Source organism: Streptosporangium amethystogenes subsp. fukuiense (assembly GCF_042665875.1).
GTDB classification, from domain to species: Bacteria; Actinomycetota; Actinomycetes; order Streptosporangiales; family Streptosporangiaceae; genus Streptosporangium; species Streptosporangium fukuiense.
Genome location: NZ_JBHTEE010000001.1, coordinates 8417855 through 8433630 on the forward strand (window position 1 = coordinate 8417855; position 15776 = coordinate 8433630).

12 protein-coding genes are annotated in these 15776 nt (G+C 70.5%); 9 read left to right on the top strand and 3 right to left on the bottom strand.

The window, feature by feature from the left end; genetic code table 11:
* Nucleotides 1-117: 117 nt before the first annotated feature.
* The 4 genes from ACFQVD_RS37465 (at nt 118) to ACFQVD_RS37480 (ending at nt 4228) form a co-directional block, all read left to right on the top strand.
* On the top strand, nt 118-1164 hold the full coding sequence (locus ACFQVD_RS37465) for an iron-siderophore ABC transporter substrate-binding protein (RefSeq protein ID WP_343981389.1): 1047 nt from the start codon (nt 118-120) through the stop codon (nt 1162-1164).
* Nucleotides 1161-2204 carry a FecCD family ABC transporter permease gene (locus ACFQVD_RS37470; RefSeq protein WP_343981386.1) on the top strand — a complete coding sequence of 348 codons (1044 nt, stop codon included), beginning with the start codon at nt 1161-1163 and terminating at the stop codon, nt 2202-2204. Before ACFQVD_RS37465 ends, ACFQVD_RS37470 begins: the two co-directional genes overlap by 4 nt.
* A gap of 138 nt (nt 2205-2342) precedes the next feature.
* On the top strand, nt 2343-3395 hold the full coding sequence (locus ACFQVD_RS37475) for a FecCD family ABC transporter permease (RefSeq protein WP_343981383.1): 1053 nt from the start codon (nt 2343-2345) through the stop codon (nt 3393-3395).
* Complete coding sequence (locus ACFQVD_RS37480; RefSeq protein ID WP_343981380.1) at nt 3392-4228, top strand: ABC transporter ATP-binding protein; 837 nt, start codon at nt 3392-3394, stop codon at nt 4226-4228. Before ACFQVD_RS37475 ends, ACFQVD_RS37480 begins: the two co-directional genes overlap by 4 nt.
* 183 nt (nt 4229-4411) lie before the next feature.
* Here ACFQVD_RS37480 and speB read toward each other — a convergent pair whose 3' ends face one another.
* Nucleotides 4412-5374, bottom strand: coding sequence for an agmatinase (speB, locus tag ACFQVD_RS37485; protein ID WP_343981377.1), 963 nt, complete (start codon nt 5372-5374; stop codon nt 4412-4414).
* Nucleotides 5375-5603: 229 nt separating this feature from the next.
* Here speB and ACFQVD_RS37490 point away from each other — a divergent pair, with 229 nt between their 5' ends.
* From ACFQVD_RS37490 to ACFQVD_RS37510, 5 genes are all read left to right on the top strand, one after another.
* Nucleotides 5604-7226, top strand: coding sequence for a N,N-dimethylformamidase beta subunit family domain-containing protein (locus ACFQVD_RS37490; protein WP_343981373.1), 1623 nt, complete (start codon nt 5604-5606; stop codon nt 7224-7226).
* Nucleotides 7223-7600: a cupin domain-containing protein gene (locus ACFQVD_RS37495; protein ID WP_343981370.1), complete on the top strand. Its 378-nt coding sequence runs from the start codon at nt 7223-7225 to the stop codon at nt 7598-7600. Before ACFQVD_RS37490 ends, ACFQVD_RS37495 begins: the two co-directional genes overlap by 4 nt.
* A gap of 48 nt (nt 7601-7648) precedes the next feature.
* Nucleotides 7649-9124, top strand: a complete 1476-nt coding sequence (locus ACFQVD_RS37500; RefSeq protein WP_343981367.1) for a PucR family transcriptional regulator — start codon at nt 7649-7651, stop codon at nt 9122-9124.
* Between the two features lie 181 nt (nt 9125-9305).
* Complete coding sequence (locus ACFQVD_RS37505) at nt 9306-10784, top strand: APC family permease (protein WP_343981363.1); 1479 nt, start codon at nt 9306-9308, stop codon at nt 10782-10784.
* The gene (locus ACFQVD_RS37510) at nt 10777-13296 is read left to right on the top strand and encodes a CehA/McbA family metallohydrolase (RefSeq protein WP_343981360.1); all 2520 of its coding nucleotides are present in this window, start codon (nt 10777-10779) and stop codon (nt 13294-13296) included. The genes ACFQVD_RS37505 and ACFQVD_RS37510 overlap by 8 nt, the downstream gene beginning before the upstream one ends.
* A gap of 244 nt (nt 13297-13540) precedes the next feature.
* Here the strand turns inward: ACFQVD_RS37510 and ACFQVD_RS37515 are convergent, their stop codons facing one another.
* Nucleotides 13541-14710 carry a zinc-dependent alcohol dehydrogenase gene (locus tag ACFQVD_RS37515; protein WP_343981357.1) on the bottom strand — a complete coding sequence of 390 codons (1170 nt, stop codon included), beginning with the start codon at nt 14708-14710 and terminating at the stop codon, nt 13541-13543.
* A complete protein-coding gene (locus ACFQVD_RS37520; protein ID WP_364159036.1) occupies nt 14707-15642 on the bottom strand; it encodes an SRPBCC family protein in 936 nt (311 codons plus the stop codon). Before ACFQVD_RS37520 ends, ACFQVD_RS37515 begins: the two co-directional genes overlap by 4 nt.
* Nucleotides 15643-15776: the final 134 nt, after the last annotated feature.

Consider the following 15776-nt stretch of genomic DNA (forward strand, 5'->3'; position numbering starts at 1 on the left):
GCTTACCTAACTAGGTCGAGAGCTTGCGGTAGCACGGTGTACCGCTCCACGAACGCAGGACCGCGATCCAGACGTGTGAGGGCCGGCACCAGCGGAATTCTGAGAGTGGAGTACGGATTGAAGCGCCCATATAGCCTTCGCATCCTCGCCGTGACGGCCATCCTGCTGGGCATCGCGGGCTGCGGAGGCTCGCCGGAGACCAAGAACGAGAGTGCGAGCAGCACCCCGAGCAGCAGCCCGAGCGCCTTCCCCATGACGGTCGAGCACGCGCTGGGGAAGATCACCATCCCGGCGAAGCCGGAGCGGGTGGCCACGGTCAACTGGGCCAACCACGAAGCGCCGCTGGCCCTCGGCGTCGTCCCGGTCGGCATGGCCGCCGCGAACTTCGGCGACGACGACGGCGACGGTCTCCTGCCCTGGGTGAAGAAGCGCCTGGAGGAACTCAACGCCCAGACGCCCGTTCTGTTCGACGAGACCGACGGCATCGACTTCGAGGCCGTCGCCGACACGAAGCCGGACGTCATTCTGGCCGCCTACTCGGGCCTGACCAAGCAGGACTACGACACCCTGAGCGAGATCGCTCCCGTGGTGGCCTACCCGGACGCCGCGTGGGCGACCCCGTGGCGCGAGATCATCCGGATGAACAGCAAGGCCATCGGGCTCGCCGACGAGGGCGAGAGGCTCATCACCGACATCGAGGGCGACATCAAAGCGGTCGTCGCGAAGTACCCGCAGCTCAAGGGCAAGTCGGCGATGTTCATGACGCACGTCGACCCCAACGATGTGAGCGAGATCGGCTTCTACACGACGCACGACACCCGCACGTTGTTCTTCGAGGACCTCGGGCTGACGATTCCGGGCAGCATCACCAAGGCGTCCGAGGGCACGGACAAGTTCGCCCTGACCCGGAGCGCGGAACAGATCGACGTGTTCGACGACGTCGACATCATCACCGGATACGGCGACGAGAAGGGCGAGCTGCTCGAGAAGCTCGGCAAGGACCCGCTGCTGTCGAAGATCCCCGCCATCAAGCGCGGCTCGGTGTACCTCCTGCCCGGCAGCACGCCCCTGGGCACCGCCGCGAACCCGACCCCCCTGTCGATCTCGTGGGTGCTGGAGGACTACGCCAAGGCGCTCGCCGAGGCCGCGGACAAGGTCAAGTGACGCCGGTCGACACCGACCGCCCGCCGGACGCCGCTCTCGTGCGGCGTCCGGCGCGCGTCCGGGTTCTGTGGCTGCTCGTCACGGTACTGGTCCTGGCCGTGCTCATGGTGGCCTCGGTCGCCCTCGGCTCGCGCGACGTCGCCTGGTCCGACGTCTGGGCAGCGCTCGGCGGCGCGGACGACACCCTTGAACAGGCGGCGGTCGCCAAGCGGATACCGCGCACCCTGCTCGCGGTGGTCATCGGTGCCGCGCTCGGCCTCGCCGGCGGCGTCATGCAGGGCGTGACCCGCAACCCGCTGGCCGACCCGGGGATCCTGGGCGTCAACATGGGCGCGTCGCTCACCGTCGTCACCGCCGTCGCGTTCTTCGGGCTCACGTCGCCGACCGGGTACATCTGGGTCGCGATGGCGGGAGCCGCGGTCTCGGCCGTCTTCGTGTACGCCGTCGGGTCCCTCGGGCGCGGCGGGGCCACGCCCCTCAAACTCGCGCTCGCCGGCACCGCCACGTCGGCGGCCTTCGCGTCCCTGGTCAGCGCCGTCGTCCTGCCCCGCAACGACATCGCCGGGAGCTTCCGGCTCTGGCAGATCGGCGGGGTCGGCGGCGCGTCCTACGAGCGCATCGGGCAGGTCCTGCCGTTCCTCGTCGCCGGCCTCGTCGTGTGCCTGCTGTCCGCGCGGGCGCTGAACTCGCTCGCCCTGGGCGACGAACTCGCCGCCGGGCTCGGCGAGCGCGTCGCCGTCGCCCGGGCCACGGCCGCTCTCGGCGCCGTCGTACTGTGCGGGGCGTCGACGGCCGTCACCGGGCCGATCGCCTTCGTCGGACTCGTCGTCCCGCACACCTGCCGCCTGCTCGTCGGCGTGGACCACCGCTGGCTGCTGCCGTTCTCCGCCCTGGTCGGCGCGTCGCTGCTCACCGCGGCCGACGTCGTCGGCCGCATCGTGGCGCGCCCCGCGGACATCGAGGTGGGCATCGTGACGGCGCTGATCGGCGCCCCGTTCTTCATCCACATCGTCCGCCGCCAGAAGGTGCGTGAGCTGTGAGCGAGCGTAGCGAGCGAACCAATGAACACAGCAGCGTTGCGCTCACGGTCCCGACGAAGGAGGGACTGTGAGCGAGCGTAGCGAGCGAGCCAATGAGCACAGCAGCGTTGCGTTCACAGGCCCGACGAAGGAGGGACTGTGAACGCCCCCGCCGCCACTGGGCCCTCCGTCGTCCAGGCCGTCGCCCGCGGCCGCCGCCGGAGCGCCTCCCGGCGCCGCGCCGTGGTCCTGACACTGGCGGTGCTCGTCGCCGCCGGGTTCGCCGTGACCCTGATGTTCGGGCAGACCTTCTACCCGCCCCGCGACGTGGTCCGCGTCATCCTCGGCGAGCAGGTGCCGGGGGCGTCCTTCACGGTCGGGCGGCTCCGGCTGCCGCGGACCGTCCTCGCCGTGGTCGCGGGATTCAGCTTCGGCCTGGCCGGCGTCACCTTCCAGACGATGCTCCGCAACCCGCTGGCCAGCCCCGACATCATCGGCATCAGCTGGGGGGCGAGCGCCGCGGCGGCCATCGCGATCGTGTCGCTGTCCCTCGGCGGGACCCAGGTGTCGATCCTCGCCATCGTCTCCGCCCTCGCCGTCGCCCTGCTGGTCTACACCCTGGCGTTCCGGGACGGCGTCGTCGGCACGCGGCTCATCCTGATCGGCATCGGGATCTCCGCGATCCTCGAGAGCATCACCTCGTACGTCCTGTCCCGGGCCGCCGAGTGGGATCTCCAGGAGGCCCTGCGCTGGCTGACCGGCAGCCTCAACGGCACGACCTGGGAGCAGGCCCTGCCCGCCCTCGTCGCGCTGGTCGTGCTCACCCCCGTCCTGCTGGCGAAGTCGCGGGACCTGTCGGCGCTGCGGCTCGGCGACGACACCGCCTCCGCCCTCGGGGTCCGCGTCGAACGCACCCGCGTCACGTTGATCGTCGCCGCCGTCGGCCTGATCGCCTTCGCCACGGCGGCGGCCGGGCCGATCGCGTTCGTGGCGTTCCTGTCCGGCCCCATCGCGGCCCGGCTCGTCGGCACCGGTGGCTCCCTGCTCGTGCCCGCCGGGTTCGTCGGCGCCCTCCTGGTCCTCGTCGCCGACTTCGCCGGCCAGTTCGCGTTCGACGTCCGCTACCCGGTCGGCGTCGTCACGGGCGTTCTCGGCGCGCCGTACCTCGTCTATCTGATCGTCCGCACCCATCGGGCCGGAGGCTCGCTGTGACCACGTCCCACTCCCTCGTAGCCGAAAGCCTCACGCTCGGCTACGGCGACCGCGTCGTCGTCGAGTCCCTCGACCTGGTCGTGCCGCCCGGCGAGATCACGGTCATCGTCGGCGCGAACGCCTGCGGGAAGTCGACACTCCTGCGTTCCCTGTCCCGGCTGCTCGCACCCCGGGCGGGCCGCGTCGTCCTGGACGGCAGACAGGTGCACCGCATGCCCGCCAAGGAGCTGGCCCGCACGCTCGGACTGCTGCCCCAGTCGCCGGTCGCGCCCGAGGGCATCACCGTGCTCGACCTTGTCGGCCGCGGCCGCCACCCCCATCAGGGGATCTTCTCCCGGTGGAACGACGGGGACGACGCCGCGGTGGCGGCGGCCCTGGAGGCCACCCAGACGACCGACCTCGCCGACCGCGCCGTCGACGAGCTGTCCGGCGGCCAGCGCCAACGGGTCTGGATCGCCATGGCGCTGGCCCAGCAGACCGACCTGCTGCTCCTCGACGAGCCCACCACCTTCCTCGACGCCAGCCACCAGATCGAGGTCCTCGACCTGCTGACCGACCTGAACCACACCCGCGGCACCACCGTCGTGATGGTTCTGCACGACCTCAACCTCGCCGCCCGTTACGCCGACCACCTCATCGCCCTGGCCGACGGCCGCCTGCACGCCTCCGGCACCCCGGCCGAGGTCCTCACCGAGGACAACGTCCGCACCGTCTTCGGCCTCGACAGCCGCATCATCGAGGACCCCGTCTCCGGCAGCCCCCTGATGCTCCCCATCGGACGCCACCGCATCCGGCCACACGCGGGAGAGGCCCGGTCATGCGGATCAACGTAGCCAGTTGATCGATCGCGGACCGCGTCCCAGCATCTCGCCGACGCTGAGGGGGCCGGTCAGCGCCTCCCGGCCGGCAATGGGCTGCCCTGCGATCTGGAATCCCGCCCGGTGGCCCACTGCGGAGCGGTCGTCAGGGAACCGGGGTCGGCCACGCACGGATACGGTGGGGTGCGGTCCACCCACTCAGCGGCCCGGTCTCGCCGACGAAATCGAGAGGGCGAGCAGGCTGATCAGGTCGTAGGCCACGTGCGAGGCCGCGATCGACGTGATCTCGGCGTGATCGTAGGCGGGGGCCACCTCGACGACGTCCGCGCCGATCAGATTGCCGCCGGCGAGGCCGCGCAGGATTTCCAGTAGCTCCCTGCTGGTCAGGCCGCCCGCCTCCGGGGTGCCGGTACCGGGCGCGTGCGACGGATCCAGCACGTCGATGTCGATGGACAGGTAGAGGGGCCGGTCGCCGATGCGCCGGCGGAGCGCGTCGACGACCTCGTCCACGCCGCGCCGCATCACATCCGCGCTGGTGACGATGCCGAAGCCCATGCGCTCGTCGTCGTCGAGGTCCTGCTTGGCGTACAGGGGGCCGCGGGTGCCTACGTGGCCGATGGCCTCGGTATCGAGAATGCCCTCCTCGATCGCGCGCCTGAAGGGAGTGCCGTGCGTGTATTCGGCGCCGAAGTAGGTGTCCCAGGTGTCGAGGTGGGCGTCGAAGTGCAGGAGCGCGATCGGTCCGTGGCGGCGCGCGGCGGCGCGCAGGAGCGGCAGCGCGATGGTGTGGTCGCCGCCGATGGTGACCAGCCGGGTTCCGTCCGCGGTCAGGCCCGACGCGGCCTCCTCGATGGTCTCGACGGCCTCGCCGATGTCGAACGGGTTGCACGCGATGTCGCCCGCGTCGGCGACCTGCTGGGTCGCGAACGGCGAGACGTCCAGGCCCGGATGGTACGGACGGAGCAGGCGGCTGGCCTCCCGGACGGCCGAGGGGCCGAACCGCGCTCCCGGGCGGTAGGACACGCCGGTGTCGAACGGCACTCCCACGATCGCGACGTCGGCGCGCCCGACCTCATCCAGGCGGGGCAGCCGGGCGAAGGTCGCCGGGCCGGCGAAGCGCGGGACGCGTGAGGAGTCGACAGGCCCCCGGGGCTCGGTCATTCTGGTCAATCCTCTCGTGTCGGCGGGTCCGTACGTCGTCGTATTGGCCGCGGCGCACGTGGATCCCAGGTCGTGATCACGCGAGACGGGCAGGCGCATGCCGAGACTAGTGAGCTCGGGCCGCGACGATCCCTGGCTGAAGCGTCCAGGTACGTTGTGCAAATCGTCTATTCCGCCGCCCCGAACACCGGTTCATAAACTCGGTCCCACATACGAGTCGAGGAGGGTCGTGAGCGACACGATCAAGCAGGCCGGGTTGCCGGCCGCGTTCGCCTGGTCCCCGAGGGGCTGGCCGTCGGAGCGCGCGTTCAGCGAGCGGGACGCGGCCGAGGTCTGGTGCTATACCGACAGGTTCTCCTACTTTCCCGGCGAGACGGTCCGCTTCCATCTCAGCGCCGGCGTTCCGTCCTTCGAGCTGCAGGTGCTTCGAGACGGGCTGGAGCCACAGGTCGTGTGGTCACGTTCAAGGCTGTCGGCGGGCCGCTTCGAGGCGCCGGCCGACGCCTACGCCAACGGCTGCGGCTGGCCCGCCGGGCTGGAGCTGAAGATCCCCGACGACTGGCGCAGCGGTTTCTACATCGTCGTTGTGCGCGCCACCACCCCGGCCGGCGAGCTGTGGGAGCGCGAGCACTTCTTCGTCGTCAAGGCGCCCGCGCACCGGCGAGCCCGCGCCGCGCTCGTGCTGACCACCAGCACGATGCTGGCCTACAACGACTGGGGCGGCGCCAATCACTACCGCGGCCTGGGCGACGACCCCCGCAACGATGCCGGATCGCCGCTTGCCTCGACGCAGCGGCCCATCGCCCGCGGCATGATCCGTAAGCCGGCCGGTGCGCCGCGCGAGGCCAACACGGGAACGCTGCCGATGTATGGCGCCCCGCGCTACCCCTCGTATGAGTGGGCGCGTCTGTTCGGCTACAGCCGCCACCACGCTGACGCGTTCTGGGCCACCTACGAGCGGCACTTCGTCGTCTGGGCGGAGCGTCACGGGTACGAACTCGACTACCTGACCCAGCACGACCTGCACTTCGACCCCCACGCACTGGACGGGTACTCCTGCGCGATCGTCGTCGGGCACGACGAGTACTGGTCGTGGCGCATGCGCGACGCCGTCGACGCGTTCGTCGACGCGGGCGGCAACCTGGCCAGGTTCGGCGGCAACTACCAGTGGCAGGTACGGCTCAGCGAGGACGGGACCACGCAGTACTGCTACCGGCTGCCGTCCGCGGACCCCAGCGCGCGGGAGACGCCCCATCTGGCCACGACGGTGTGGGAGGCGAAGTCGGTCGGCCGGCCGGGCGCGACCACCATGGGGCTCAACGGTCTGGGCGGGATCTACAACCGTTACGGCGTGGCGACGCCGCGCTCGTCGGGCGGCTTCACCGTCTATCGGCCGCACCACTGGGCCTTCGAGGGCAGCGACCTCTACTACGGCGACCTGCTCGGCGGGCCGCCGTCGTTCCTGGCCGCCTTCGAGCTCGACTCTGTCGAGTACACGTTCCGGCGCGGGTTGCCGTATCCGACGTTCGAGGACGGCGCGCCCGAGACCTTGGAGATCCTCGCGCTCGCCCCCGCGGTGCGGGGCGAGGAGAACCGCTTCGGCGGCCAGGTGCCGATCGGCGGGCCCGAGGAGGAGGTCTACAACTACAACGCGGACCTCGGCGACGATCTGCCTGACTACGTGCACGAAGGCGAGATGCGCGGCGCCGGAATGATCGCGGCCTTCACCCGTGGCGACGGCGAGGTGTTCAACGGGGGCGCCACGGAGTGGTCCCATGTGCTCAGCCTTGGAGACCCGTTCGTCGAGCGCATCACGCACAACGTCCTACGCCGCTTCGGAGCCGCCGCGTGACCGCCGGACATATTCCAGACATCGACCAGGTGCGGGCCGTACACGCCGGGGCCGGCGAGCGCTTCGTGCCCCCGCTGAGCGACTATCACCTGCTGTCGGAGGAGTGGGTGGAGGAGGAGTTCCGGATCTTCGGCGGTGCGGCGAGCTCGTACACCGGCGGTTTCTGGACGGGTGAGCCCGGAGCGGTGCGATTCGACTCCTGGCCCTACGACGAGATCTGTGTCATCCTCAAGGGCCGCGTCGCGGTGCAGGACACGGCGGGGCGGCGCAAGGAGTTCGGTGCCGGGGAGTCGTTCCACATTCCTCAGGGATTCCGCGGCGACTGGATCACCATGGAGCCGAGCGCGAAGGTCTTCATCGCAGTGAGCCGCTGAGCTGCGCCGATGGCGAGGGCATGGCGGCATTGACACTAGAGTGGCGGCATGCTGCCACTCAGCGTGTTCGTCGCTCGACTGGGGCTGCCGGTGCGCGCGGGCGAGGATCACCTCGATGTCCCGATCCGCTGGGTGCACGTCAGCGAGTTGACCGATCCCTCGCGCTACCTGCAGGGCGACGAACTGCTCCTGCTGGCGGGCACCAACCTGCGGCCCGAGCTGAGCACGGAGTACGTGGCCCGGGTCAAAGCCGCCAGGGTCGCGGCCATCGGGTTCGGCGTGACGCCGGTCTTCGACCGGGTGCCCGAAGAGCTCGTGGCGGCCTGCCGGGTGCACGGCCTCCCGCTGCTGGAGATCCCTGCCGCGGTGACCTTCGAATCCTGCGCCGAGCTGCTCTACGGAGAGTTGCTCTCCTCGGAGATGTCGGAGATCAAGCGGCTCACCGACGCCCAGCGTGCCCTGATCAAGGCCGCCACCGGTCCGTCCCCGCTTACCAGGACGCTCGAACTACTGGCCACGCACATGGGAGGGTGGGCGCTGCTGTCCGATCGGGTCAGGCCGCGGGAATGGGCCGGGGGCGAGCCGCGGATCGACGATGAGGTACGGGTCGCCATCGATCGGGTCTGCGCCAGCACACGCCCGACGAGCGTCACGATGAGCTCGGTCGACCAGCGGGTCATGGTCCAGTCGGTGGTCGGCCCGCTGCCCTGCGGCTACGCGCTGGCCGTGGGCGCCCCGATCGTGGCCGGGGTCACCGACCGCGCCTTGATGACGATGGCGGCCTCCCTGCTCAGCCTGCTCATCCCCGTTCCGGCGGACAACTGGCCCGCCCACCAGGTCGGCCGGGCGGCGCTGGCCCTGGCACTCGACCCGCACTCACCTCGCTGGGTCCGGCACGCCGCGGACGTGTTCGGCGTCCACGGCTCCGGTGCCCGCTGGCGGGTCGTCTGCGCGCGTGCCGCCGGCGGCACGGGTACCTCTGCCAGGCTCGGTGAGCTCGCCTCCATGCTGGCCTCGCCGTTCGTCGACCAGGACGGCGAAGTGTCCATCGCCTTGCTGCCGGAGTCCGTACCACCGGCCCGGATCACCGACGATCTCGGGCGGGCCGGCTGGCTGGCCGGGATCAGCGCGGCTCATCCGGCCGCGCAGCTGAGGGCGGCGTACGAAGAGGCCGTCCAGGCGCTGCGCACGGCCCTGTTCCAGGGCGCCTGTGTGATCAGCGGGACCGAGGTGGACGGGCTCGCCGCGGCGCTGGACATGAGCCGCCTGCGTGACTACGCGGACCGCCGCTTCCGCCCCCTGCGCGAGCGCCGTCAGCAGGACGCCGCCGATCTGCTCGCCACGTTGCGGATCTGGCTGCGGCACAACGGCCACTGGGACCGTGCCGCCGAGGAACTCGGCGTGCACCGCAACACCGTCCGTCACCGCATCGGGCAGATCGAGAGCAGCCTCGGCTGCCGGCTCGGCGACGCGGAAACACGCATGGAGCTGTATCTCGCCTTGCGGGCGCTCGAGGAGGTCTAGGAGGGCAGGACTGTGCGGAACGTACAGTCGCGGCACTGTGGCCTGGATGGATCGTCACTCGTCCAGCCCTCAGGACCCGCCATAGGCTCCCCCTAATCGGCCAGGCGGCTCGGTTCCCAGGCCCTCCCCCTCTCCTCCATCCCGTGCACCGGTGTCCTGCCCCGGAGTAAGGAGCGAACACATGCCAGGTCACGTCACCGGAAGTCCCGCAAACAGGCCCGACGCCCTGGCCGGCAACGTCATGGGGACAAAGGATCTCGTCTTCACCGTCCTGGCGGCGTTGGCACCCCTGACGCTCATCGTCGCTGTCGCCCCACTGCACTTCCTCAAGGGCGGCGCAGCCGTCCCCGGGGGCTACCTGGTCGCCGGCGTGGTCATGGCGCTCTTCGCCGTCGGTTTCATGACCATGAGCCGCTACGTCCGCAATGCCGGAGCGTTCTACGCGACCATCGCCCGGGGGCTCGGCAAGCCGACCGGCTCAGGCGCGGCGGTGCTCGCGGTCGCGGCCTACAACGCCCTGCAGATCAGCACGTACGGCGCGCTGGGCGTCTACGCCAACACCACCTTCGCCAAGTACTTCCACCTCGACGTGCCGTGGTACGTGTTCGCGCTCATCGGCCTGGTGTTCGTCGCGTGGCTCGGATACCGCGGCATCCACACCAGCGCCCGGATCCTCGGGATCCTGCTCGTTCTGGAGACCGCGGTCCTGGTCGTGCTGGCGGTGTACGTCCTGGTGAAGGGCGGGAGCGGTGACTGGTCGGCCGTGTCGTTCTCGCCCGCCGCCGTGCTGGACCCGGGCAACGGCGCCATGTTCGCTCTGGTCGCCGGGGCTTTCATGGGCTTCGAGGCCACCGCGATCTTCAGTGAGGAGGCGCGCGGCGGCATCCGGACGGTCCGGCGGGCGACCTACATCGCGGTCGCCTTCATCGCCGTCTTCTACGCCTTCATCACCTGGGTCATCGTCCTCGCCTACGGTCCGGCCAAGATAGCCGCCGCGGCCGAGGCGGACCCGGTCAACCTCGTGGTCACCGTCTTCGACACCTACGTGCCCGCCCCGATCGTCGAGGTGATGAACATCCTGCTGCTGACCAGCGCGTTCGCCGCCCTGCTCGCGCTGCACAACGCGGCCAACCGCTACTTCTTCGCGTTGGGCCGCGAGGGGCTCCTGCCGCAGGTGCTGGGCCGTACGCACCCGCGGACCAAGGCGCCGTGGGCCGCGGGTCTCCTGCAGACCGCCGTGGCAGCGGTCGTCGTCGCCGTGTTCGCCGCCTTCGGGCTCGACCCCTACCTGGGGCTGCTGCTGTGGGGCAGCACGCTCGGCTTCCTCGGGATCATCACCCTGTGGGCGCTGTGCAGCCTGGCGGTCATCCGGTTCCTGCGCCGCGAGGCGCCCGAGGCCGGGCTCTTCCGCACGACGATCGCCCCCGGGCTCAGTTTCGCGGCCCTGGCCGTGGTGCTCTTCCTTGTGCTGACCAATCTGCCGCTGCTGACCGGCGCAGGTACCGTCACCAATGTCCTGATCGTGGGTGTCGCCGCCGTCGCCGTCGTCGTCGGCGTCGTACGGGCGCTGTACCTGAGAGCCCGCTCGCCCCGACTCTACGGCGGGCTGGCGCAGACATCCGTCGACGGGCCACGAGACCTGGCGGCCGACAATGCCTGAACCCTCCACGGAAGGCCGGGGCTACCGGCCGGTCGATCTCACCGCGGTGTTCAACGCACCGCGCTCGGTCCTCGATGACGGCGAGTCCTACCCACTCGGGCCGCGCACACTGTACGGTATCCCCTTTCTCTTCGGGGACGAGCGCGCGGACGCGGCACTGCTGCGGGTGTCCGGAGCAGCCGTCGGCATTCCGGTGGAGCGCGCCTTCGAGTGGATGGTGATCGCCCACGCTCTGGAATCCTCAGACCTGTTCGACGGCCAGACGGTCGGTGGCGTCTGCGCGCACTACACGCTGCTCTATGAGGACGGTCACACCGAGCGGCTGCCGGTCCGCCGGCGTTTCGAGATCGGGCCCACGCCGCGGTTGTGGAGAGACCGGGCGATTCCGCTCGACTGGGGGCAGACGCCGTTCCTGGCTGTACCCGACGCCCAGCACCGGCTGATGCCGCGGACCCATGGGCGCTTCGACGCGGCCGGCGCCCGGTTCGTCGACATCGACGACCCGCAGGCCAGGTCACCGTACGTGCTGCCCTACCGCTTCTACCTGTGGCCGTTCCGCAACCCGCGGCCCGACGTGCCCGTGCGCGCCCTGGAAATCCGCTCGCTGGGCCCGAGCGTCCTCATCGGCGCCGTGACCACCAGCGAACTCGACGAGGACCCGTTCGGGCGTACGGTGTGGCGCGACGTCCTCCTCGATCTCGACCCGCCGACCGGCACGGTCTCGGAGGAGTTGTCGGTGACCGTGGACCGCGGCTCCGCGACCTATCTCTATCGCCGGGTGGGCGGGGTGGACGGCCCCACACCGGCCTGGGGAGCGCCCGTCGAGGAGGAGCGGCGCGCCTATGTGCGCGTCGCCGCCACCCCCTCGGCCCAGCTGACCCTCAGGCGGGGAACGTCCGAGATCAGCACCTGTGGCTGGAAGGACCTGCTCGCCGCAGGCTCGCGTCGCGACCGCGGGATCACCTGGTGCGTGCCCGACGCCGGGCGGACCTGGGTACGCACGGTGGTCCGCGACGCGGCCACCGGCGAACCCGTCCCGTGCCGGATCCACTTCCGGTCCACCGACGGGGTGCCCTACCCACCGCACGGCCACCACGGGCACATCAACTCCGACGGCAACACCTGGAACCTTGACATCGGCGGCGATGTCAGGCTCGGCGCCACAACCTACTCCTACATCGACGGCACCTGCGAGGGCTGGCTGCCCTTGGGCGAGGTAACGGTGGAGGCGGCCCGCGGGTTCGAGTACCAGCCCTTGCGCACGACCGTCACGATCCGCCCCGGCCAGGCCGAGCTGGAGCTGACGCTGACCCGGATGACCGACATGGCCGCGACCGGCTGGTACAGCGGCGACACCCACGTGCACTTCGTCTCGACCCTCGGCGCCGAACTGGAGGCGCGCGGCGAGGATGTACGCGTCACGAACCTGCTGCTCAGCCAGTGGGGGCATCTGTTCACCAACACGGAGGAGTTCACCGGGCGCCCGCACACGTCGGCCGACGGCCACACCCACGTCTTCGCGGGCCAGGAGAATCGCAGCGGCATGCTCGGCCACATCAACCTGCTCGGCCTGCGGCACCCCATCATGCCCTGGTGCACCGGAGGGGCCGAGGAGTCGGAGCTCGGCGGTGGTCTGGAGACCACGCTGTCCCACTGGGCGGACGAATGCCACGAGCAGGGCGGTACCGTCGTCCTCGCGCACTTCCCGGTGCCGAACGGCGAGGTCGCCGCCCTGCTCGCCACCGGCCGGCTGGACGCCGTCGAGATGATCGCGTACGACCCGTACAACATTCGGGAGTACTACCGCTATCTGAACGCCGGCTACCGGGTGACCCTGGTCGGCGGCACCGACAAGATGAGCAGCGAGGTGCCGATCGGCCTCATCCGCACCTACGCGCACGTGCCGCCGCACGAGGACCTCGACTACTGGACCTGGTGCCAGGCCGTGCGAGAGGGCGCCACGTTCGTGACGAGCGGCCCGCTTCTACGACTGGACGTCGGCGGCCATCGGCCGGGGCAGGAGATCCGGGTGCCCGCGGACACGACTGTCCGTGTCCAGGCCCGAGCCGAGTCGATCTTCGCCATCGATCGCATCGAGATCGTGGCCAACGGGCGCGTCGTCGCCGAGCACCGGTCCCATCGCCCGGAGTACGTGCTCGAACTGGCCGCCGACGTGCCGATCGCCGGTGACTCGTGGATCGCCGCGCGGTGCTACGGTCCGGGCGCCGATGTCGCCAGGCACCACGACGTGTGGGCCAGGCCCATCATGGCGCACACGTCACCGGTCTACCTGTGCACCGGCGAGGACTACAGTCGCTTCGACGCGCTCACCGTCGAGCACATGCTGAACCTTGTCGACGGCTCCTTGGCCTACATCGATGAGCGGAGCCGGCGCCTGTGGCCAGGCCAGGTCTGCCATCGCCACGGGCAGGAAGACCACCTGGCCTTCCTGCGAGCTCCGTTCCTGCAGGCTCGCGACCTGCTGCAACGGCGTGCGGGCGAGCAACGCTGACGGTGGACGCCGTCACGGTCGCCGGAAGGCTCGCCTGAGTGACGCCCCGACGTGCGTAGCGCGCGGGCACAGCGGTTCCCGCACACCGCGCCAGGTCCAAACGAACGCCTCGCCAGGCTCCCCGGTCGACACCGTGCCCTGGACCCGGCTCCATCCCGGACAAGCGGGCCTCCTCGGCGGCCCGGGTCGGCAGGGTCATTTCGCACCCGGCACCCAAGGTGTCCGTACCGGGGGGAGGACCCCGTCAGGGAGTGAGGACGATCTTGTTACATTCGTCCTCCTTGTTCTTGAACATCTCGAAGGCGCGCGGGGCGTCCTGCAGCCGCATGCGGTGGCTGATGACGAAGCTGGGATCGATGTCGCCGTTGCGGATCCTGCCCAGCAGGGGTTTCAGATAGCGCTGCACGTGGCACTGGCCGCTGCGCAGCGTCAGTGACCGGTTCATCAGCGAGCCCATCGGGAACTTGTCGATCAGGCCACCGTAGACGCCGATCACGGAGACGACCCCGCCGTTGCGGCAGGACATGATCGCCTCGCGCAGGGCGTGCGGCCGGTCGGTCTCCATCCGGGTCGCCTGCTTGGCCCGGTCGTAGGCGTGCACGACGCCCGCGGGGTGATGGGCCTCCATGCCCACCGCGTCGATGCAGGCGTCCGGTCCCCGACCGGCGGTCATGTCCCGCAGCGCGTCGAGGACGTCGACCTTCTCGTAGTCGAGCGTCTCGGCACCGGCGCGCTCGGCCTTCCGCAGCCGGTAGGGGAAGCGGTCGATGGCGATGACCCGCTCGGCGCCCATCAGGAACGCGCTGGCGATCGCGAACTGGCCGACCGGCCCGGCGCCCCAGACCGCGATGACGTCCCCGGGCTTGATGTCGCACATCTCCGCGCCCATCCAGCCGGTGGGCAGGATGTCGGACAGGAACAGCACCTGGTCGTCCGGCAGGTCGTCCTCGATCTTGATCGGCCCCACGTCGGCGAACGGCACCCGCGCGTACTCCGCCTGGCCCCCGGGGTAGCCGCCGAGCATGTGGGAGTAACCGAAGATCCCGGCGGGAGAGTGACCCATGAGCTTCTCCGCCATCCCGGCGTTGGGATTGGAGTTCTCGCACACCGAGTACATGCCGTGCTGGCAGGCGCCGCAGGCGCCGCAGGCGATCGGGAAGGGCACCACCACGCGATCGCCGACCCGCAGTTCTCGCACCTCGGGGCCCACTTCCACCACCTCGCCCATGAACTCGTGGCCGAGGATGTCGCCCTTCTTCATGGTCGGGATGTAGCCGTCGTAGAGGTGCAGGTCGGAGCCGCAGATCGCGGTCGAGGTGACGCGGACGACGGCGTCATGAGCGTTCAGGATCGTGGGGTCGGGAACCTCCTGGACCTCGACGGTGTTGCGCCCCATCCAGCAGTTGGCCTTCATGAGGTACTCCCTGACATCACGGGCTGAGCGGGGCGTTGCCGGGCCTGCCGCAGGGCGCGGGTGCCCTCCGGGCTCCCTTCGGAGCGGACCACCTCTCCGATCTCCATGACCTGCTTGAACCGGCGCAGGTCGTCTCGTACCTGCTGCTCGGGGTGCTCTCCCAGCAGCCTGGCGAAGGCCGCGCCCACCTTGCCGCCCGGAGGGGCGTAGCGGAGGTTCACCCGCACCTCCGTGCCGCGCCCGCCGGGCGCGTCGGTGAAACGTACGGAACCGCTGTTGTCGACGGTGGCCTTCCCGGTGGAGCGCCAGGTGATCACCTCGCCGGAGCGGTCCTCGACGATCACGGCCTCCCACTCGATGGCCTTCTTCACGGGCCCCTTCGCCTTCCAGTGCGATCGCCCGTCACCGATCGTCCGCACCGACTCCAGGTGCGTCATGAAGCTGGGAAGGTTCTCGAAGTCGCGCCAGTACCGGTACACGTCCTCGCGGGGGCGATTGATCGTGACGGCCGCGTGCAGGTTCATCCAGCGCGCGGACCTCTCCTCCGGACGGTGCCGGCTCGCGCGTATCGCGGCGCACAGGTCGGCGGCCGTGACGACGGCGGCCGCCGCCGCCACCGCTGCGACGCGGCCACGCCTCCAGCCGGTGCGGTCGGCGATCGCCCGGCCCAGCAGGGTCAGGTCCAGGGCATCACCCGCGACCCGGGCCCACACCCAGGGAACGGGATCGCGGCTGCCCAGCAGGGTCGCCGCGTGGAACAACTCCCGTACGCCCACCAGCGCCACCGCGCCGAACGCCTTGGGCGAGTCGTCGACTCCGGCCAGGCGGCTGATGGCACCCGGTGCGGCGAGCTGCGCCACACCCAGTCCCAGGCTGGTCCAGCCCAGCGCGCGAACGAGGGGGGGAATCGGGTATTCGTGTTCTTCAACCATGATATTCCTCACCTGGATGGTGGCTTCCCGCCGCTCCAGCGGTGGTCACGACCGCTCTCGCCGCCCCGTCTGCGGTAGCGGCACCCCGCCCGGATGGTCGTCCCTCCGGTCTACGGCGCACCCGCGCGGTAGTT